Below are 19,901 nucleotides of genomic sequence, written 5' to 3' on the forward strand. Positions count from 1 at the left end.
TCAGAATTTACACTCTGCCCGCAAATGCTTTGCGGAGTGCGCGCCCGCCAAGCCGCAAAGCGGCCTTGCCATGCGGCATAAGCGCGTAAAAATTGAGAAAGGCGTGGAGAGTGCCCCGGTAGCAACGGTACAGCACAGGCACCCCTGCCCGCTTAAGGGCCTGCGCATAGGCATGTCCCTCATCACGCATGGGGTCACACTCAGCCGTTACAATAACCGCCTGTGCCAAACCGTGCAGGTCTGTTGCCAGACCCGGCACAAAGCGCGGGTGCGTCCAGTCCTCATCCCGTCGGATATATTGGGCCGCATACCATTCCATTGACCTGCGGGATAAAAAATACCCTTCCGCATATGTCTGCTGCGAAGGCAAGGCGTTGCGGCCATAGAGCGAGGGATAATACAGCAGTTGCAAAACCGGGTTGGGGCATTGCCCCGCCCTGCCAGCCTGCGCCAGCACAGCCGCCAGATTACCCCCTGCACTATCCCCTGCAACAGCCACCTGCCCCCCCCAGTACCGGGCGGATGCCCGCGCCAGCCAGCGCAGAACAGCATGGCCATCCTCCACCGCAGCAGGAAAAGGATGTTCGGGCGCCAGACGGTAATCCGGCAAGAGCACAGCAGCGCCAGAAGCCCGGGCCAGACGGCAGCATATCCCATGGTGGGAGTTCAACCCACAATGCACAAACCCGCCTCCATGCAGGTAAAGAACAGCCCCCCGCACACGCCCGCGAGGAATATAAAGCCGTGCATCCAGTGGTCCCGCAGCCCCCGGCACCCGCAGCCGAACAACCCGGCGCAACGGCAAGGCGGACAGGATTTGCGGAAAAGAAGGGGTATCCATTGCCTTACGCAAAACACGCAAAAAATGCTGTTGCTGCGCCAGCATTCCCTGCTCCAGCGGCTGGGACTGCTGATTTGTTTTGGCATTAACTGTAGCTGCGTTCCGGGCTGCCTGCTTTTTTTTGCGCTGTTCCTGCCTGCGAATACCCCAAAGCAGCAGGCGGGATGGCAGATTGGGCACAAGCGGCCGGGATGCAGAAGATGGAACCGAAAAATCCGACATGTCTGTATGATGTGCACTCTTGCCTTTGCTGCCAAGAGTGCTTTTCCGCCACAAAGCCCTTGACCTGCGCCAACGGGCAACGCAGGGTGCGCGGGCCAGACGGTCGGACGGTCGCTGTTGTGCGCTTTTGTGCACAATGGAGGAAAGTCCGGGCTCCACGGGAAGAACGGTGCCGGTTAACGACCGGCGAGGGTGACCTTAGGGAAAGTGCCACAGAAAACAGACCGCCTTCCTGGTTCCGTATCATGGGAAACCATGGGACGGGCTGAAGGTAAGGGTGAAACGGTGCGGTAAGAGCGCACCGCTCCGCTGGTAACAGGGGAGGCACGGCAAACCCCACCGGGAGCAAGACCGAATAGGAACGGCAGAAACTTTCGGGTTTCGGGGGTTCTCCCGCCCCGTCGTTCGGGTTGGTCGCGTGAGGCATGTTGCAAAACATGTCCCAGAGGAATGATCGTCCAGGCCCTTTTGGGCTAGACAGAACCCGGCTTACAGACCGTCTGGCATTACCTTTCCCCCACTGTGCAGCAACTCCGCATGGGTTTTTATGTCCCCTCGGGAACTGTAAAAGAACATAACACGAACAAATAATGTCATCCTTTGGTGCGATTCTACAGGATCAATACATGGGTGCGCCGCACAGGCAGAGTATGAATACTTTATAAACGGCAGTTTTCTGCTGTTTTTTCTTCGCTTTTAATTTGCGTCCCATGCTGTCCCATGCTATCCCACGTCAGACCACACAATATGGTTGCGGCCCCATGTTCCCCGCTCTCAAAGAACAGAAACCATTGGCTCGAAAGGACTTCTGAACTTCGTGAGTGTGTTCCTCGGCACGCATGAAAATCGATTCGACGCAAAAGGACGCGTCTCGATTCCTGCTGGGTTCCGCTCTGTTCTTAAGTCCCAGCAAAAGGAAGGCGACGCGCTGGTGATTCTCCGCCCCTCCCATACGCTGCCCTGCATAGAGGCGTGGCCCGCCGTGGCCTTTGCACGCCTGACCGAACCACTGGACCGGCTGGATATGTTCTCCGATGAACATGATGATCTTGCAGCCGCCATTTACGCAGATGCCTACCCCATGGACCCGGACCGCGAGGGGCGTCTGATTCTGCCAGATTTTTTGCGTGAACATGCCAGTCTGCAGGATGCCCCGACGGCGGCATTTATGGGTGTTGGCCGTATTTTTCAGATCTGGGAGCCGGAGGCCGCACGCCAGCGCCGGACCGAAGCGCGGCAGAAGTCCCGTCGTGTAACCATTCCCGCAGCCCCCCATACCAGCAGCCAGAGGGAAGACTAGGCCATGAATGCGCTTGTGCTCCCCTCCACCATTACCCCTCCAAGCAGTGGCCATGTGCCGGTTATGCTGGCCGAAGTGCTGCATTACCTGACCCCGGCCAATGGCGAGGCCATTCTGGACTGCACCTTTGGCGGGGGCAGCTATAGCTGCGCCATACTGAATGCGGCAGACTGTTCCGTATGGGCCATAGACCGCGACCCGGATGCCATTGCACGTGGGCAGGCCCTTTGCGCCACCTTGCAGCAAACCGAAGGCCGTTCGCGCCTGCATATGCTTGCTGGCAGCTTTGGCCACATGGCCGAACTGGCGGAGCAGGCCCACGCTCCGCGTTTTGATGGCATTGTAATGGATCTGGGGGTTTCCTCCTTCCAGATTGATGAGGCCGAACGCGGTTTTTCATTCCGCTTTGATGGACCGCTGGACATGCGCATGGCCCGGCAGGGCCGGAGCGCTGCGGACATCATCAACACAGCGCCCGAAGCTGAACTGGCCGATATTTTCCATTTTTACGGGGAAGAACGCCACGCCCGCCGCGTTGCCCGGGCCATTGTTGCCGCACGGGCAGAAACCCCGCTCCACACCACCTTGCAACTGGCAGAAGTCATTCGCAGTGTAGTGCCACAGGACCGTTCAGGCATTGATTCAGCAACCCGCAGCTTTCAGGGGCTACGCATTGCAGTCAATGACGAACTGGGGGAGATCGAACGCGGGCTGGAACAGGCGCTGACCCTGCTCAACGCGGGCGGGCGGCTTGTTGTGGTGTCCTTCCATTCGCTGGAAGATCGGCTGGTCAAGCGTGCCATGCAACGCGCTCTTGGCAAGGATGTCAGCTTTTCCCGCCATGACCCGCGTGCATCTTTGGCACCTGTTGCCCCGCCCGCCTTTGCTGGCCTGACCAGCAAGGCCATCCGCCCGACCGATGCCGAATGCAAGGCCAACCCGCGCGCCCGCAGCGCACGGCTCCGCGCCATGATGAAACGCCCTTCTCCATCCGCTTCTTTGACTAAAGGATTGAGTGCATGATTCCCCGCCCATTCACATGCTGCTGCGCTGTTCTGGCGATTGCATCGGGGTTCTTCCTTTATACAAAGAAACACCAGACAACCCTGCTGGACCAGCAGATATCCAGCATTGTTCATGAGACCGAGCACGTGCGCGCGCAAACCGCCATGCTACGAACGGAATGGGCACTGGAAAACCAGCCAGAACGGCTGAGCGCACTTGTCAGCAAGCACGCAGCCTACCTGCAATCCATGGAACCAGCCCAGTTTGTGCGCATGGCCGATCTGGTGCAGCACTTACCTAATGTAACCAAGGACGCAGCGCCTGCGGCCTCCGGTACCGTACAGGCCGTGGCTCAGGCAGGCGGCAAGGTTATTGCACCACCGGCTGCTGTAGCAGCTGTGGCAGCACCCGTTGCCATAGCACAGGCCGTAGTTGCCACACCGCATATGGCTCCCCCGGAGCCTGAGCACGAGCGCGCGGCCACCGTAGCAGACGCAACACCACCCCGCCCCCTGCCCGTGCGCACCGTGCGCACCGTGCGCCCACACCCGATGGTTGTGGCCATGAACAATCCGGCCCCTTCTGTGGCGCATGTTCTGGTTGCCCCAACCCCGGCACAGCCCACAGCTGCGCATGATGCCCCCGTGGTGCGCACAGCAAGTGTGGCGCACCGCCAGCCCTTACAGGCAGCCGAAACCGCAGTCCGCCCTACCCGGCAGACTGTAAGCGTTGCCAGCGCGGATGATGCGGAAACCGCCACCACACGCCATGTCGCCCCTGCTGCAAGCAGCCGGGCAGATGCCATGGCTCCCCGCCGTCTGGCCCAGAACAGCGATGATGCCACCCCCGTGCGCCACCCGCTGCCTGTTGCAGCCGCAAGCTGGCACCCGGTACGCCAGCATAGAGCGCCCCTGAACGAAGGCTATATGGAAGCCCGCGCGACTTCCGGTTATACGAACGGGTCTTTGTTGAGTCGCGGTAGCGATGCGCTGCCTGCACCTGTTCCTGTAACCAACTGATCGTTTTGGCTGAAAGTCCTCCTGATACGATATGGTCGTTCCCCCACGCCATGATTCCGAAACCACACACACGATTGGTGTAACGGGGGAAGACCTGCGCGCCCGTGCGCACAGGGAACAGATGCATGTGCGGCTTTTGTGGGTTTCCGCCGGGTTCTGCTTTCTGTTCTCTCTTGTCGCGGTTAAGCTGACAATCGCAACCGTGCTGCGGCCCATGGCACCCGAGCAGCGGCAGATTGCGCCACAGGTTCCCAAAATTCCCAAAATTGACCCCAAGGGCAGCTTGGCGGGCGATTACGCTCTGCCACAGGTGCACCGTGCATCCATTGTGGATCGCAACGGGCAAACCTTGGCCCTCTCCTTGCCTGTGGCACAGGTTTACGCCAACCCGCAGGAACTGATTGACCCGCAGGACGTGGCACACAAGCTTAAATCTGTTCTGCATGACCTGAACGAGCAGGAAACCGCACAGCGACTGGCCCGGCACAAGCAGTTTGTGTACATCGCACGCAACATTACGCCACAGCAGGAACTGGCGATTAACAACCTTGGTATTCCCGGAATTTACTTTGAACCGGGGGAACAAAGGCATTACCCGCTTGGTCACATGGCCGCCCAGATCATGGGGGCTGTGGATATTGACGATAACGGCATTGCCGGTGTGGAGCGGTTTTTTAACAAACGCCTTCTGGTAGACCGCAAACCCCTGCGGCTGTCGCTTGATATTCGCGTGCAATCCGCTGTGCGGGAAGAAGTTGCTGCGGCAAAAGACATGTTTCAGGCCATAGGGGCGTGCGGCATTGTTATGGATGTCCGCACCGGCGAAATTATTGCCATGGTCAGCCTGCCTGATTATGACGCAAATGAATTTTCCCACGCAACAAACGACGAGCGGTTTAACCGGGCCGTAACCGGGTTGTATGAACCCGGCTCCACCTTCAAGCTGCAAACAACCGCCATGGGGCTGGAAACGGGGACAATCCATATATGGGATAGTTTTTCCTCCGTTCCGCTCAAAATCGGCCGCTTTACCATCCGGGATATGAAGAACGACCACTTTGCACCGTGGCTGTCCCTACCGGAGGTCATGGCTTATTCCTCCAACCCGGCAGCGGCCCATATTGCATTGGATGTAGGCGGCAAAAGGCAGGCGGAATGGCTGCGCGGCATGGGCTTTTTTGCCCCCGTTCCCGTAGAACTGCCAGAAGCCGCCCGACCGCTTGTGCCCCGCCAGTGGGGGCTTGCCACCACCATGACCGTGGGCTTTGGCCATGGTGTGGCTGAACCGCCTCTGGCAATCGTGCGGGGTACGGCTGCCACGGTCAATGGGGGTATTCTGGTAACCCCAACCCTGCTGGATCAGGAAAATCTGGATACAGAGGAGCAGCCCCTCTCCCCTGCGGCCCAGTTCCAGCAAGGCGTGCAAAATGCGGCTTTAAGCCAGACGCTCTCCCCCTCCGCCACGGGAACGCCTGCCACCAGTACCGGCGCGTCCATGCCAGAGGCACCCGTTGTTCCGCAGGGTGTGCGGGTTCTATCCGAAAGCAATTCAGCACTGCTGCGCAAGCTGCTGCGGCTGGACGTAACGCAGGGTACAGGCAAAACGGCTGAATCCCCGGGGTATTTTGTTGGCGGCAAAACCGGCACGGCAGAAAAAATTGGCCCACATGGGGGCTACCTCAAACACGTCAACATTTCTGCCTTTACCAGTATTTTCCCCATGAACGCCCCGCGCTACGCCGTGTACGTCATGCTCGACAGCCCGCAGGCCACGCCACAGACACATGGGTGGACAACGGCAGGGTGGAACGCAGCCCCCACGGTTTCGCGCATTATTTCGCGCATTGGTCCAATGTTGCAGATTTTCCCCGATCTGGCCCATGCCAGCCAGATTGATGCACAGCTTGCCATTCCCATGCACCCGGCGGTTCCTCGTGGTGTCCGGCCACTTGGGCCGGGGAATGACCCCGGCGACCCACGCAAGCTGGAGGCCGAGCACCGTGCCGCCAAACTTGCGGCCAAGCAGGCGCTGGCCATCCGCAAAAAAACAGCAGCGGAGACCATGGACGAATGAGCACTTCCCTTTCCACTTTGCTGCATACATTTGGCCTGACCGCAAACAGTGGCCTGGACCCGTCTATTACCGGCATTACAGCGGATAGCCGGCAGGCGGGGCCGGGCATCATATTTGCGGCCCTTCCCGGCACACGGGTGGATGGCCGTAATTTTATTGGCACTGCCGTGGCGCAAGGTGCGGCTGCCGTTCTTGCCCCGACCGGAACAGTGTGGCCGCAAGGCGTGCCCCCTTGCCCATTGGTTACCTGCCCCAACCCCCGCCATATGCTGGCTTTGTGGGCTACGGCACTGGCAGGCCCACAGCCTGCCCATCTGGTGGCCGTAACAGGCACAAATGGCAAAACCAGCACAACCGACTTTCTGCGCCAGCTATGGACCCTGCAAGGCCACAAGGCCGCAGGTATTGGCACGTTGGGGCTGACCGGCGCAGAGGGAACGGGCGTCAGCTTCCCTGCCCTGACGACCCCAGACCCCGTTGCCCTTGCCAATGGTCTGGCCGCGCTGGAGAATGCGGGCGTGCATTACGCTGCACTCGAGGCATCCTCCCACGGGTTGGAACAGGGGCGGCTGGATGGGCTGCACCTTCAGGCCGCAGGCTTTACCAACCTGACCCGCGACCATCTGGACTACCACGGCACAATGGAGGCCTACCGCGCCGCCAAGCTGGGACTGTTTGAAAGGCTTTTGCCAAAAGGGGGCATTGCGGTTGCCAATGCGGATATGGACCCCGCAACACTGGACGCCCTGCGAACCCTTACCCAAAGCCGCAACCAGCACCTGCGCCTAACGGGGAGCAATGGCACAACCCTGCGCCTGCTGGCCTGCCGCCCCCTGCCCAGCGGGCAGGAGTTGAGTGTGCGCTGCAATGGGCACACCCAAACAGTCATGCTTCCCCTCCCCGGGCGTTTTCAGGCAGACAATGCCTTGCTGGCCGCAGCACTGGCTGTGCAGGACGAGGCCGCATTACCCCATGTTCTGGACCTGCTACCTGCACTTACCGGTGTACGCGGGCGCATGGAGCGTGCCGTATTACTCCCCAACGGGGCCAGTGCCTATGTGGATTATGCCCATACACCAGATGCGCTGGGTCACCTGCTGTCTTCCCTGCGCCCCCATGCGCATGGGCGGTTGATTGTGGTCTTTGGCGCAGGGGGAGACCGGGACAAAGGCAAACGCCCCCTTATGGGCGAGGCCGCCACCAATGGTGCGGATATTGCCATAATTACAGACGATAACCCCCGCTCGGAAGACCCGGCGCACATTCGTGCGCAAGTGCGCGCAGGCGCACCCGGTGCGCTTGAAATTGGGGATCGGAGGCAGGCCATAGCAGAGGCACTGTCCATGCTTGGATCGGAGGATGTGCTGGTGGTGGCTGGCAAAGGCCATGAACAGGGCCAGATTATAGGCTCAACCGTTCTGCCGTTTGATGATGCGGCCGTTATTCGCACTCTGGCAGGTCAACCATGACCAGCCTGTGGACACGCACGGAGCTGGAACAGGCGACAGGCGGGCGCTTCCTCCCCGCGGGTGCGCAATCTGGTGCAGCACAGACCGATTTATCCGTAACCGGTATTTCCATTGATACACGGACCCTGCGGCCCGGAGACCTGTTTATTGCGCTCAGGGGTGATGCAAGCGACGGACACGCCCACGTGCAGACCGCACTGGACAAGGGAGCCGCCTGCGCCATGGTGCACACGGCGGATGGCTTTACAGACCCCCGCGTGCTGGTTGTGGCAGATACAATGGAGGGCCTGCAGCATCTGGCGCGCGCAGCGCGCGCCCGCTTTGCAGGCAAGGTTGTGGCTGTCACCGGCAGTGTTGGCAAAACCACCACCAAAGAGATGCTGCGCCTGTGCCTTGGTGCCAATGGCAAAACCCATGCGGCTGAAGCCTCCTACAACAATCACTGGGGTGTTCCGCTCACTCTTGCCCGCCTCCCCCGGGATGCCGCGTTCTGCATTAGTGAAATCGGGATGAACCATCCCGGCGAAATTCTCCCCCTTGCCAGCATGGTCCAGCCAGATGTGGCCATAATAACCACCATAGGGTCCGCTCATCTGGGCCATATGGGGAGCCTGGATGCCATTGCGGCGGAAAAAGCGTCCATCATCACCACCCTGCCCACAGGCGGGATTGCCATTGTGCCCGATGATGCGCATGGCGCATCCTTTTTTGCTGCGGCAGCACAACACACCGGTGCAACCCTTTGGGCAGCGGGAGCCAGCCCCAACAGCACCGCGTATATGAGCCATATCCGCTCAGGGGCTGATGGCACTCATTTTACTGCCCGCATTGCCGGAGCGGAAGAGTTGGTCCATGTGCCCGCACCCGGCCTGCATCTGGCCCGCAACGCCCTGAGCGCACTGGCCGCCTGCGCAGCCCTTGGCGCAGACCTGCCCAAGGCTACAGCAGCGCTGGAGCTTTGGGCTCCGGGCAAAGGGCGCGGCGCGCTCAGCCATATTGCAGGGGGAGCCATCACCTTGCTGGATGAGAGCTATAACGCATCCTCCGCATCCATCCGTGCGGCACTGGATGTTCTTCATCACCTCCCCGCCACCCGACGCATTGCCATTCTGGGCGACATGCGGGAACTCGGGGACTTTTCCACGGTTGAACATGCGGCCCTTGCCCAACCGGCAGCTGCCTCAGCCGATCTTGTTTTTTGCTGCGGACCTCACATGAAAACCCTTTTTAATGCCCTGCCCCACGCCAAGCAGGGCGCATGGGCGGACAATGCCGCCTCTCTTGCTCCTCTGGTCTGCGCAGCACTGCGCGGGGGGGATGCCGTTCTGGTCAAAGGCAGTCTGGGCAGCCGCATGAGCGATGTGATTGCAGCCCTTGGCACCCTGAACACTGTGGAGCCTGCCTGAATGCTCTATCTTCTGGTCTCCCACGCTGTGCATGACGGGCACATTACGCTCCTCAACCTGCTACGTTACATCTCCTTCCGGGCTGGTTGCGCCTGCATGACCGCACTGGGCATAAGCCTGTTGCTGGGCAGGCCACTGATTACCATGCTCCGTCGCATCCAACGTTACGGGCAGCCCATCCGCGCCGTGGGGCCAGAACGGCATATTACTGAAAAAGCCGGAACCCCCACCATGGGGGGAATGCTGATCCTGATTTCGCTGACCATAGCCACGCTGTTATGGGGCAATCTGGAGAACGGGTTTGTCTGGGCGGTTCTGCTGACCACTCTTGGCTTTGGCGTTATTGGCTTTGCCGATGATTACCGCAAACTTGCCCGGCGCAATACGGACGGTCTTTCCAAACGTGCACGGCTGGGGTCGGAATTTGCCATATCGCTCATATGTGGTGGGTGGTTGCAGTATTTAATGCCGCCAGAACTGGCCAACCATCTGGCCTTCCCCTTTGCCAAGGAGCTGCTGCTCCCCCTTGGTCTGCTTTACCCGGTATTCGCCATGATCGTGATTACCGGCTTTGGCAATGCCGTTAACTTTACAGACGGGCTGGACGGGCTGGCAATTGGCCCTGTGGTGGTGGCGTCCTTGGTATTTGCCATTTTGTCCTACGTTGTGGGCAACCATGTTTTTGCCGACTATCTTCAGGTGCACGCCGTACCGGGCACTGGGGAACTTGCTGTTTTCTGCGCCGCACTTGTTGGCGCGGGGCTTGGTTTTTTGTGGTTTAACGCCCCTCCGGCTGCCGTGTTCATGGGCGATACCGGGTCGCTCTCCCTTGGGGGCGCGCTTGGCTCCCTTGCCGTCGCCATCAAGCATGAACTGGTCCTGTGCATTGTTGGGGGGCTGTTTGTGGTAGAAACCCTCTCCGTCATTATTCAGGTTTTCTGGTACAAACGCACTGGGCGGCGGGTATTCCTTATGGCGCCCATTCACCACCATTTTGAGAAAAAGGGCTGGGCCGAGCCCAAAATTGTTATCCGGTTCTGGATTGTCTCCATTGTATTGGGCATGTGTGGTCTGGCCACACTCAAACTACGATGAACACATTGAACGCCGCACTGTTTGCCGTGAAACGTTTTGCCGTTCTGGGTCTTGGCCGCAACGGCCTGCCTGCCGTGCAGACCCTTTCCGCCTGCGGTGCGCAGGTTCAGGCATGGGATGATGGAGAGGCAGGCCGACAGGGCCTGCACGCCGCTCTGGCCCATATGCCCCCCGCACAGGCGGCCCGCATAAGCTGCGCACCACTGGATCGTCTGGATGGGTTTGACGCACTTGTGCTCTCCCCCGGCATTCCACACCACCTCCCCCGTGTGCATCCGGTAGCGGCTCTGGCCATTGCAGCAGGGGTGCCCATTCTGTCCGATGCGGAACTGCTTTACCGGGCTGTACGTGCCGCTGGCAGCAAAGCGCGTTTTGTAGGTATTACCGGCACCAACGGCAAATCCACCACCACCACCCTGCTCGCGCATATTCTGCAACAGGCCGGTCTGCCTGTGGCCGCAGGCGGCAACCTTGGCCCTGCGGCCCTTGCCCTCCCCCTGCTGCCCGATAACGGCATTTATGTGCTGGAAATGTCATCCTACATGCTGGAAAGGCTGGACAGCCTGCACTTTGATGCCGCCTGCCTGCTTAACCTGACCCCCGACCATCTGGACCGCCATGCGGGCATGGAAGGATATGCGCAGGCCAAACAGCGCGTGTTTGCCGGGCAGACAGCACAGGATCTGGCCGTTATTGGCATTGATGACGCATGGTGCACCAGCATTGCCACAACACTGGCCAAGGCTGCGGCTCCGTGCATAACCGTTTCCGGCGCAAATTCCGCAGCCAGTTATTACGGCAAAAATGGTGCGATCTGGCACAACGGTACGGAACTGGCCACAACAGGCCCTGCCCTGCCCGGCACCCATAATGCCCAGAACGCAGCCGCTGCCCTGGCCATGGCGCTCTTTTTGGGCGTGGACAAAACCGTAGCCGCAGCCGCCATTGCCACATTCCCCGGCCTGCCGCACCGGCAAAAGCTGGTTGAAAGCTGCAACGGCGTTGCCTTTATAGATGACAGCAAAGCCACCAATGCCGATGCCGCATCCCGCGCTCTGGGGTGCTATGACCGATTGGTCTGGATTGCTGGCGGCATGGCCAAAGAGGGTGGGATTGAACCATTAGCGCCCTATTTTAACCGCATTGAACATGCTTTTCTGATCGGGCGGGACGCGGCAGAACTGGCGGCAACGCTTGCACACCACAATGTGCCCCATACCGTGGTGAACACACTGGAAAATGCGGTACCGCAGGCTTACACTCTGGCACAGCAGACTCACACACCCGTCATTCTGCTCTCACCCGCCTGCGCAAGTTTTGACCAGTACGGTGGGTTTGAGGCACGCGGGCAGCATTTTCAGGCGTTGGCCCGTGCGGTTCATGCGCAACAGATGAGCAGAACGGGGCAATAGAACAAGCATGGCCGGTTACTCCCGCACGGATGATTCGCCCTTCGGTCGCTGGTGGCGGAATGTGGACCGCACAACGCTGATCTGTACCTTTATCCTGATCGGTTTTGGCTACATTCTTATGCTGGCAGCCAGCCCCGCTGTGGCTGTGCGTATTGGCGCATCGCGCAATATGTTCATTTTCAAACAGGTCATGTTTCTCAGCGTGGCCGGGTTGATTGTTACGGGTGTGTCCATGCTCTCGCGCAGGGCCGTACTCAGGCTCTCGCTTATAGGCGGTGTGCTTATGCTGGGGGCCACCATGCTGACCCTTGTGCATGGAATAGAAATCAAGGGGGCGCGGCGCTGGATTGCGCTCCCCCTTATGTCTTTACAGCCATCGGAGTTTCTCAAACCCTGCTTTGCGGTGGTCACCGGCTGGTTGCTGACGGAGCGCCGCACCTCGCGCTATTTTCCCGGAATGCTCATAGCCTTCGGGTTGTACGGGCTTATTCTGCTTCTGCTCAAATCCCAGCCCGATATTGGGATGCTGACGGTTATTACCGCCGTTTTTCTGGTGCAGCTTTTTGTTGATGGGCTAAACCTGATTTTTGTTGGTTTTGGCTTTGGCTGCATGGTAGCCGCCGGGATTGCGGCGTTCTTTATTTTCCCGCATGTGCGCTCGCGCGTAGAGCGGTTCATGCACCCCAATGTGGGTGACCATTACCAGATCGATACCGCCCTGCGTGCCTTTGGCAATGGCGGCCTGATGGGCCGTGGCCCGGGGGAAGGACGGGTCAAGGACCTGCTGCCAGATGCACACGCGGACTTTGTGTTTGCCGTAGCCGGGGAAGAATACGGGCTGGTCGTGTGTATGCTGATCATCTGCATTTTTGCAGCCATTGTTGTCCGCACCCTGCTCCGCCTGATCCGGGAGGATGATCCGTTTGTAGTCATTGCCACATCGGGGCTGCTAACGGGTTTTGGCTTGCAGGCTTTTGTTAACATGGCTTCAACCTTGCATCTTATCCCCACCAAGGGCATGACGCTGCCATTCATTTCCTACGGGGGGTCATCTGCCATGTCTGTTGCACTCGCCATTGGCATGGTGCTGGCTTTAACGCGGCAGCAACCGGGGGGACTACGCCCGGGAACCAGCTTTATCACCACTCTCAGACAATGGCGGTCAGCATGACGTCCCGTACTATTGTGATTGCGGCTGGGGGCACCGGCGGACATTTTTTTCCTGCCGAGGCTCTGGCCGATGCGCTGGTTGCGCGCGGCCACCACATTGTGCTCATGACCGATGCACGGGCAGGCAAGCGTTCCAGCGGCGTATTTGCCCATAGCCCTCAGTTTGTCCTGCAAGGTGCCGGTGTTGCCGGGCGCGGTCCCATCCGTGCCCTGCGGGCAGGGGTTACGCTCCTTGCCAGCGCATGGAAGGCCCGCAACCTGTTGCAGGACGTGCAGCCAGATGCCGTGGTCGGCTTTGGTGGTTACCCTTCCATTCCCCCCCTACTGGGGGCACGGCTGATGGGGCGCAAACACCCGGCCCTGATCATCCACGAAGGGAACGCGGTTCTGGGCAAGGCCAATGCCGTGCTCTCCCGCTTTGCCGATGTGATTGCCACATCTTTTCCCACCGTTGCCAAACTCCCCATGGGCGCCAGAACCGTACTGACCGGAATGCCGGTGCGCCCTGCCATTGCCGCCCTTGCAGGGGACCCATGGCAGGAGCCGGACAATGGCGTTCATCTGCTGGTATGGGGTGGCTCTCTGGGCGCCCGTATTTTTTCGCAGGTTGTCCCGGCCGCCATTGCCCGCCTGCCAGATACCCTGCGTACACGCATAAGCATAACCCAGCAGGCCCGCGCGGATGATGTGGAAGCCGTGCGCCAAGCCTATGCTGGCATGGGTGTAAAAGCCCGGGTAGAACCTTTCCTGAACGATGTGCCTGACCTGCTCCGTTCTGCCCATCTGGTTATCGGGCGGGCTGGTGGCTCCTCCGTTGCGGAAATTACAACAGCCGGTCGCCCCTCGCTTCTGGTGCCGCTGCCCATTGCCGCCTCTGATGAGCAGACAGAAAATGCCCGCGCCATAACCGATGTGGGTGCAGGCTGGATGATCCGCCAGCCCGACTTTACCGCCCAAACGCTGGCAACACGCCTGCAAGACCTTTTCACCGCTCCGGACGAACTGGCCCGTGCTGCTGCTGCCGCGGCAACGCTGGCCCGCCCGGACGCCGCCCTCCGTCTGGCTGATATAGTAGAAGAATGCCTCCAACTTTCTCCTTCACCCGTTCCTCCGCCCTCCAGCAAGACGGAGACACGCACATGAGAGCCCTGCCCCTTTCCATCGGAACCATCCATTTTGTCGGCATTGGCGGCATTGGCATGTCCGGCATTGCGGAGGTGCTGTGCCTGCTCGGCTACTCCGTGCAAGGCTCGGACATAGCAGAAAACGCCAATGTCAAACGTTTGCGGGCCGCAGGTATTCCAGTCACAATCGGGCATGATGCCAGCAATCTGGGCAATGCACAGGTCGTGGTGATTTCCACCGCGGTCAAGCGCGACAACCCGGAAGTTGTTGCCGCCCGCGCCAAGCTTATTCCGGTTGTACGCCGGGCGGAAATGCTGGCCGAACTGATGCGCCTGCGCTGGTCGGTTGCCATTGGCGGCACGCACGGCAAAACCACGACAACCAGCCTGGTCGCCGCCGTGCTGGAGGCCGCAAAGCTGGACCCTACGGTTATTAACGGCGGTATTATCGAGGCTTATGGCACCAACACCCGCATGGGCAAAGGTGACTGGATGGTGGTGGAAGCGGATGAGAGCGATGGCTCCTTCCTGCGCCTGCCTGCTGTTATTTCGGTCGTGACCAACATGGACCCCGAACATCTGGACCACTGGGGCTCCGCAGAGGCCATGGAGGCCGCTTACGACCAGTTTGTCTCCAACGTGCCATTTTATGGTTTTGCGGTTCTGTGCGTTGACCACCCAGCCGTGCAGCAGATGATCCCGCGCCTGTCCGACCATCGGATTGTCACCTATGGCTTCTCGCCCCAAGCGGACGTACGGGCCGAAAAGGTGATTACCGACAAGCTGGGTGCTACTTTTGAGGTCACCCTGACAGACCGCGTCAGCCGCCGTACCCGCAAGGCTGGCCCCTTCCGCCTGCCCATGCTTGGTGCGCACAATGTGCAGAACGCCCTTGCCGCCATTGCCGTCGCAACCGAGATGGACATTAGCGATGATGTCATCCGTTCCGGTCTGGCCAGCTTCCGCGGTGTCAAGCGCCGCTTTACCCGCACGGGGGAAGCAGGGGGCATTACCGTAATCGATGATTACGGCCACCACCCGGTAGAAATTGCAGCCGTGCTGAAGGCCGCAAGGCAGGCCGGGGCCAACCACGTTATTGCGGTTATGCAGCCCCACCGCTACTCGCGCCTGCGCACATTATTCGCGGACTTCTGCACCTGCATGAACGACGCGGATACCGTTATTGTCTCCGATGTCTATGCCGCAGGCGAAGACCCCCTGCCCGATGCCAGCCGTGACAGGCTGATAGAAGGTCTGCGCGAACGTGGGCACCGCTCGGTGGTGCCGCTCTCCAGCCCTGACCATCTGGCGGAAATGATCAACGCCATTGCCAAACCGGGCGATTATGTTGTCTGCCTTGGTGCGGGCACCATTACCAACTGGGCACAGGCCCTGCCCGCCCAGCTTGCCACCCTGCAGGCAGAACAAAAAGGTGGAAGTGCTGCATGACCACCCCATCCGCAACCACCTTGGAAGACATGGTCCGCCATGCCTTTGATGGCACACGCGGGCGGGTAACCGCGCAGGCACCACTGGGCGCACGGACGTGGTTCCGCGTGGGTGGACCGGCGGAATGGCTGTTCCAGCCCAAGGACGCGGAAGATCTGGCAGGCATGTTGTGCCGCCTCTCCCCCGAACTGCCGGTTATTGCCCTTGGAGCCTGCTCCAACGTTATTATCCGAGACGGTGGGCTGGATGGCATTGTTGTGCGTATGGCCCGGGGCTTTGCGGAGATTACCGTGGAAGCCGATGGTCTGGTGGTTGGCAGCGCCTGCCTGGACGCAACAGTGGCGGAACATGCAGCGCAGGCCGGACTTGCCGGGCTGGAGTTTCTGGCTGGTATTCCCGGCTCCATTGGTGGAGCTGTCCGCATGAATGCTGGGGCTTACGGGGCAGATATTGCCAGTGTACTGGACTGGGCAGATATTATAACGCGCGATGGCAACATGCTCCGGCTGGGCAATGCCGCGCTACGGTTTGGTTACCGCCGTTCCGGCCTGCCAGAAGGGGCTATGGTCGTCCGGGCACGCCTGCGCGGGACCGAGGCAAACCCGGCCGAAATTGCCGCACGGATTGCCGATATCCGCGCAGCGCGCGAGCAGTCCCAGCCCGTACGGGCACGTACGGGTGGCTCTACCTTCCGTAACCCTGACCCCGATATTTCCACCCGCAAGGCATGGGAGCTGATTGATCAGGCCGGATGCCGTGGCCTGCGCAGGGGGGATGCGCAGGTAAGCGAAAAACACTGCAACTTCCTGATCAACCTTGGCCATGCCACAGCCCATGATCTGGAAGCGCTGGGCGATGATGTACGCCACCGCGTAGCCCAGCATTCCGGCGTGCATTTGCATTGGGAAATCAAACGTCTTGGCCGCACGGAAGGACCCTGCGCATGAGCACGACCAAAAAACGTATTACCGTGCTTATGGGTGGCGTATCTTCGGAGCGGAGTGTCAGCCTGTCCTCCGGTCAGGGGGTGGCAGAAGCCCTGCGCAGTCTGGGCCATACCGTCAACACACTGGATGCAGGTGCGGATCTGGGCGTGCTGGTGGCTGAACTTGCTGCGCAAAAGCCCGATGTGGTGTTTAACGCCCTGCACGGTCGCTTTGGCGAGGATGGCTGCATTCAGGGTATTCTGGACTGGATGGGCCTTGCCTATACGCATTCTGGCGTGCGTGCTTCCGCTACAGCCATGGACAAGGCTGCCGCCCGCGCCGTTTTTCTGGCTGCGGGCCTGCCCGTTGCTCAAGGGCGGGTTATTCGCATTGCCGAACTGGCAGCAGATGACCCCCTACCCGCCCCTTATGTGGTCAAACCTGTGTGCGAAGGGTCGTCTGTCGGGGTTTCCATCATCCGGCCGGGGACCAATGTGCGCGCACATATTGCCCGTAACTGGACATATGGCCCACAGGCACTGGTGGAAGAGTTTATTCCCGGGCGCGAAATTACCGTGGGCGTTATGGGGGAACGTGCCCTGACGGTCACGGATATAACTCCCACCGGCCCGGGCCATGATTTTTATGATTATGATGCCAAATATAACGCGGGTGGGTCACAGCATGTGCTGCCCGCCCAGATTGACCCCGCGGTTGCACGGCAGGCCATGGATGTTGCGGTTGCAGCCCACAAGGCACTGGGCTGTTCCGGGGCATCCCGCTCTGACTTCCGGCTGGATGATACAAACCCGGCCAACCCGCGCCTGATCCTGCTGGAGGTCAACACCCAGCCGGGCATGACCGCAACATCGCTCCTGCCCGAACAGGCTGCCTATTGCGGCATAAGCTACCCGGAACTGTGCAACTGGCTGGTTGAGCAGGCCGCCTGCCGCCAATGAAGCGCCCTGCAAGCCGCCCCTCCCGTACTGGACTTTTCCTCAAGCGCCAGAAGCGCCTGCTACGGCCCGTTATCGGGCTTGTGCTGCTGGCGGGCGTTGGAGGTGTGGCGTATCTGGCGCTGCCATTACCCGTCATACAAAAGCAGATTGCCCCCCTGCGTGACAAACTGTTGGGCACCTCCGCCCTGCGGGTCACCAGTATTCGTATTGATGGCGCAAACCTGACCAGCGACAGTGCAATCCGTGCGGCTTTGAATATTGCCGTAGGCGACCCGGTCCTGAACTTTAATGTCTCCCACGCGCGGGAAATGCTGACCGCCATGCCCTTTGTTGATCACGTCAGTGTGGAGCGCCACCTGTCGGGCGAAATTGACGTGCATATTACCGAACGTCCGCCTTATGCAGTCTGGCAGCATCAGGGGCATTTTATTCTGATCGACAGACAGGGGCAAAAAGTGCCTGATCAGGGTACAAACGACAAGGATGCCACAGCCTTTGCAAAATTGCCGCTCGTCGTTGGCGATGGCGCAAACGAGAATGCGGCAGCGCTTATTGATGTGCTTTTGCAAGAACCTGACGTTAAATCCCGCGTAACGGCAGCCGTGCGCGTAAGCGACCGCCGCTGGAACCTGAGCCTGAAGGACGGTGCAACCGTGCTCCTGCCCGAGGGGGAGGAAGCACCGGCCATTCACCGTCTGGCACGGCTGAATGCCAGCACACAGCTACTGGACCGCCCGGTGGTGCTGATTGACATGCGCCTGCCCGACCGGCTGACCATTCGGGAGCGTCCGTCCGAACCACCCCCACCCAGCACAATGCCACAGGTGGGAGATGCAGCCAAAAATGCGGCTATCCCCCATGCCGTCCCTACTGGCAAGGACACCCCCCACACGCCGCCCCACCACACACCCACCAAAGACACCCCCAGATCAGCCACGGAGGAAAGCCGAGATGAATGAGAATACCCCCTTCCCAGCTTCCCCCGATCGCAGCCTGACCGACCGCCTGCACAAAAAACGGACGTCCACCACAACGGGCAGCACACTGCGCATGAGCGGGGGCGACGGCTCTCTCCCTCTCCCCCCGAGCGAAAAAAACAAGCGCCCTCACACATGGCGTAACGGTTACAGCGCGGTGCTGGATATCGGCTCCACCAAAATTACCTGCCTTATTGGCAAAGGGGAGCCCAACGGAATGCTGCGCGTGGCTGGCTATGGCTGGCGTCGCTCCGCTGGGGTGCGCAACGGTGCCATTACCGAGTTGCAGGAGGCTGAAGCCGCCATACGTGCCACCGTGGCACAGGCCGAAAACATGGCCGAGCGCACCATAGACAAAGTTGTTGTCAACCTGTCGTGCGGGCACCCTGCAAGCCGCCTGTTCAATGTTCGCTGGCCCATTGGCGGGCGCGTGGTAACGGAGGCAGACATTCGCCGCGTGGTAACGGAAGGGCGGGTACAGGCCACCGTGCAGGGGCGTGAGGTCATACACACCCTCCCCATCGATTTTACCGTGGATGATACGGAAGGTGTCTCCGACCCCCGTGGGCATCTGTGCGAAACGCTCAAGGCCCGCCTACATATTATTGATGCTGCCACCACCGCCCTGCTGAACCTTGAAACCGTACTCAACCGCGCCGAACTGCGGATGGAAGCCCTTGTCTCCTCCCCTCTGGCCTCTGGCCTGTCCGTGCTGGATGCGGATGAGCGCGACCTGGGCACCACTGTTGTGGATATGGGGGGTGGCACCACATCGCTTGCAGTTTTTGGCGAAGGCCAGATCCTGCACACGGCCCAGATTGGCGTGGGTGGCCTGCATGTTACGCGTGATATTGCGCGTGGCCTTGGCACCTCGCTCGATAATGCAGAACGGCTGAAAACCGTTTACGGCAGCGCTGATCTGGCTTCCGATGTGGAAGATGATGTTCTGACCGTGGAACTGCTGGGGAACGATGTTCCCCATTTTGAGCAGATCTCGCGCGCAATGCTTGGCCGCATTATTCGCCCCCGTATGGAGGAAACTCTGGAACTGGTGCGCGAAAAACTCGATGGGGCTGGTCTTGGCATGGCTGCCAGCGGTCGCATTGTGCTGACGGGTGGCGGGTCATTGCTGGATGGAATCCGCCCTTTGGCCGAGCGTATTCTGGGAGTTCCGGTCAGTGTTGGCCGCCACTCCGGCCCCGGCTTTACGCGCTCTGTCCGCCTTGGCCGCCCCAAAAACATTGCCGGTCTGCCAGAGGATACAGCCGCTGCCGCAGGCTTTGCCACTGCGGCCGGGCTGCTGTTCTGGGCGGCTAGTGCGGAACGTCCTTTTAGTGATGTAGAATTCCGCGAAGCCGCGCCAAGTGGTTTTTTACAAAAACTGGTTGCTTTTATTCGTGAGAGGGTTTGATTTGCGCCACAAAAGATTGGTAAACTATTTGCAATCTTATCC

Annotated in this window: 16 protein-coding genes and 1 other RNA gene; 16 read left to right on the forward strand and 1 reads right to left on the reverse strand. The window is 60.1% G+C overall.

Annotated features, from left to right (window positions below; all coding sequences use genetic code 11):
• Positions 1 to 7: 7 nt before the first annotated feature.
• Positions 8 to 1,063, reverse strand: coding sequence for an alpha/beta hydrolase (locus Absy_RS08245; protein ID WP_048854268.1), 1,056 nt, complete (start codon positions 1,061 to 1,063; stop codon positions 8 to 10).
• Positions 1,064 to 1,158: 95 nt separating this feature from the next.
• On the opposite strand from Absy_RS08245, the gene rnpB reads away from it, so the two are divergent.
• From rnpB to ftsA, 16 genes are all read left to right on the forward strand, one after another.
• Positions 1,159 to 1,571, forward strand: an RNA gene (rnpB, locus tag Absy_RS08250) — RNase P RNA component class A.
• Between the two features lie 309 nt (positions 1,572 to 1,880).
• Entirely contained in the window at positions 1,881 to 2,363 is a 483-nt protein-coding gene (gene mraZ / locus Absy_RS08255; protein ID WP_048854269.1) for a division/cell wall cluster transcriptional repressor MraZ, read from the forward strand.
• A 3-nt stretch (positions 2,364 to 2,366) separates the two neighbouring features.
• Positions 2,367 to 3,386, forward strand: coding sequence for a 16S rRNA (cytosine(1402)-N(4))-methyltransferase RsmH (rsmH, locus tag Absy_RS08260; RefSeq protein WP_048854270.1), 1,020 nt, complete (start codon positions 2,367 to 2,369; stop codon positions 3,384 to 3,386).
• Positions 3,383 to 4,387: a cell division protein FtsL gene (ftsL, locus tag Absy_RS08265; protein WP_048854271.1), complete on the forward strand. Its 1,005-nt coding sequence runs from the start codon at positions 3,383 to 3,385 to the stop codon at positions 4,385 to 4,387. The genes rsmH and ftsL overlap by 4 nt, the downstream gene beginning before the upstream one ends.
• A gap of 31 nt (positions 4,388 to 4,418) precedes the next feature.
• On the forward strand, positions 4,419 to 6,461 hold the full coding sequence (locus Absy_RS08270) for a peptidoglycan D,D-transpeptidase FtsI family protein (RefSeq protein WP_048854272.1): 2,043 nt from the start codon (positions 4,419 to 4,421) through the stop codon (positions 6,459 to 6,461).
• Positions 6,458 to 7,930 carry a UDP-N-acetylmuramoyl-L-alanyl-D-glutamate--2,6-diaminopimelate ligase gene (locus Absy_RS08275; RefSeq protein WP_048854273.1) on the forward strand — a complete coding sequence of 491 codons (1,473 nt, stop codon included), beginning with the start codon at positions 6,458 to 6,460 and terminating at the stop codon, positions 7,928 to 7,930. Before Absy_RS08270 ends, Absy_RS08275 begins: the two co-directional genes overlap by 4 nt.
• Complete coding sequence (locus Absy_RS08280; protein WP_048854274.1) at positions 7,927 to 9,336, forward strand: UDP-N-acetylmuramoyl-tripeptide--D-alanyl-D-alanine ligase; 1,410 nt, start codon at positions 7,927 to 7,929, stop codon at positions 9,334 to 9,336. Before Absy_RS08275 ends, Absy_RS08280 begins: the two co-directional genes overlap by 4 nt.
• Positions 9,337 to 10,431, forward strand: a complete 1,095-nt coding sequence (gene mraY, locus Absy_RS08285) for a phospho-N-acetylmuramoyl-pentapeptide-transferase (protein WP_048854275.1) — start codon at positions 9,337 to 9,339, stop codon at positions 10,429 to 10,431. It abuts the gene before it with no gap.
• Complete coding sequence (gene murD, locus Absy_RS08290) at positions 10,428 to 11,843, forward strand: UDP-N-acetylmuramoyl-L-alanine--D-glutamate ligase (protein WP_048854276.1); 1,416 nt, start codon at positions 10,428 to 10,430, stop codon at positions 11,841 to 11,843. The genes mraY and murD overlap by 4 nt, the downstream gene beginning before the upstream one ends.
• A gap of 7 nt (positions 11,844 to 11,850) precedes the next feature.
• Positions 11,851 to 13,014 carry an FtsW/RodA/SpoVE family cell cycle protein gene (locus Absy_RS08295; protein ID WP_048854277.1) on the forward strand — a complete coding sequence of 388 codons (1,164 nt, stop codon included), beginning with the start codon at positions 11,851 to 11,853 and terminating at the stop codon, positions 13,012 to 13,014.
• Positions 13,011 to 14,156 (forward strand): undecaprenyldiphospho-muramoylpentapeptide beta-N-acetylglucosaminyltransferase, encoded by a 1,146-nt coding sequence (gene murG / locus Absy_RS08300; protein ID WP_048854350.1) that lies wholly within the window; start codon positions 13,011 to 13,013, stop codon positions 14,154 to 14,156. Before Absy_RS08295 ends, murG begins: the two co-directional genes overlap by 4 nt.
• Positions 14,153 to 15,586: a UDP-N-acetylmuramate--L-alanine ligase gene (gene murC / locus Absy_RS08305; RefSeq protein WP_048854278.1), complete on the forward strand. Its 1,434-nt coding sequence runs from the start codon at positions 14,153 to 14,155 to the stop codon at positions 15,584 to 15,586. The genes murG and murC overlap by 4 nt, the downstream gene beginning before the upstream one ends.
• Entirely contained in the window at positions 15,583 to 16,533 is a 951-nt protein-coding gene (murB, locus tag Absy_RS08310) for a UDP-N-acetylmuramate dehydrogenase (RefSeq protein ID WP_048854279.1), read from the forward strand. Before murC ends, murB begins: the two co-directional genes overlap by 4 nt.
• Positions 16,530 to 17,471, forward strand: coding sequence for a D-alanine--D-alanine ligase (locus tag Absy_RS08315; protein WP_048854280.1), 942 nt, complete (start codon positions 16,530 to 16,532; stop codon positions 17,469 to 17,471). Before murB ends, Absy_RS08315 begins: the two co-directional genes overlap by 4 nt.
• Positions 17,468 to 18,430, forward strand: coding sequence for a cell division protein FtsQ/DivIB (locus Absy_RS08320; protein ID WP_048854281.1), 963 nt, complete (start codon positions 17,468 to 17,470; stop codon positions 18,428 to 18,430). The genes Absy_RS08315 and Absy_RS08320 overlap by 4 nt, the downstream gene beginning before the upstream one ends.
• Positions 18,423 to 19,859 (forward strand): cell division protein FtsA, encoded by a 1,437-nt coding sequence (gene ftsA / locus Absy_RS08325; RefSeq protein ID WP_048854282.1) that lies wholly within the window; start codon positions 18,423 to 18,425, stop codon positions 19,857 to 19,859. Before Absy_RS08320 ends, ftsA begins: the two co-directional genes overlap by 8 nt.
• Positions 19,860 to 19,901: the final 42 nt, after the last annotated feature.

The sequence above is a fragment of the Acetobacter syzygii genome (assembly GCF_000964225.1).
Taxonomy (GTDB): Bacteria; Pseudomonadota; Alphaproteobacteria; order Acetobacterales; family Acetobacteraceae; genus Acetobacter; species Acetobacter syzygii.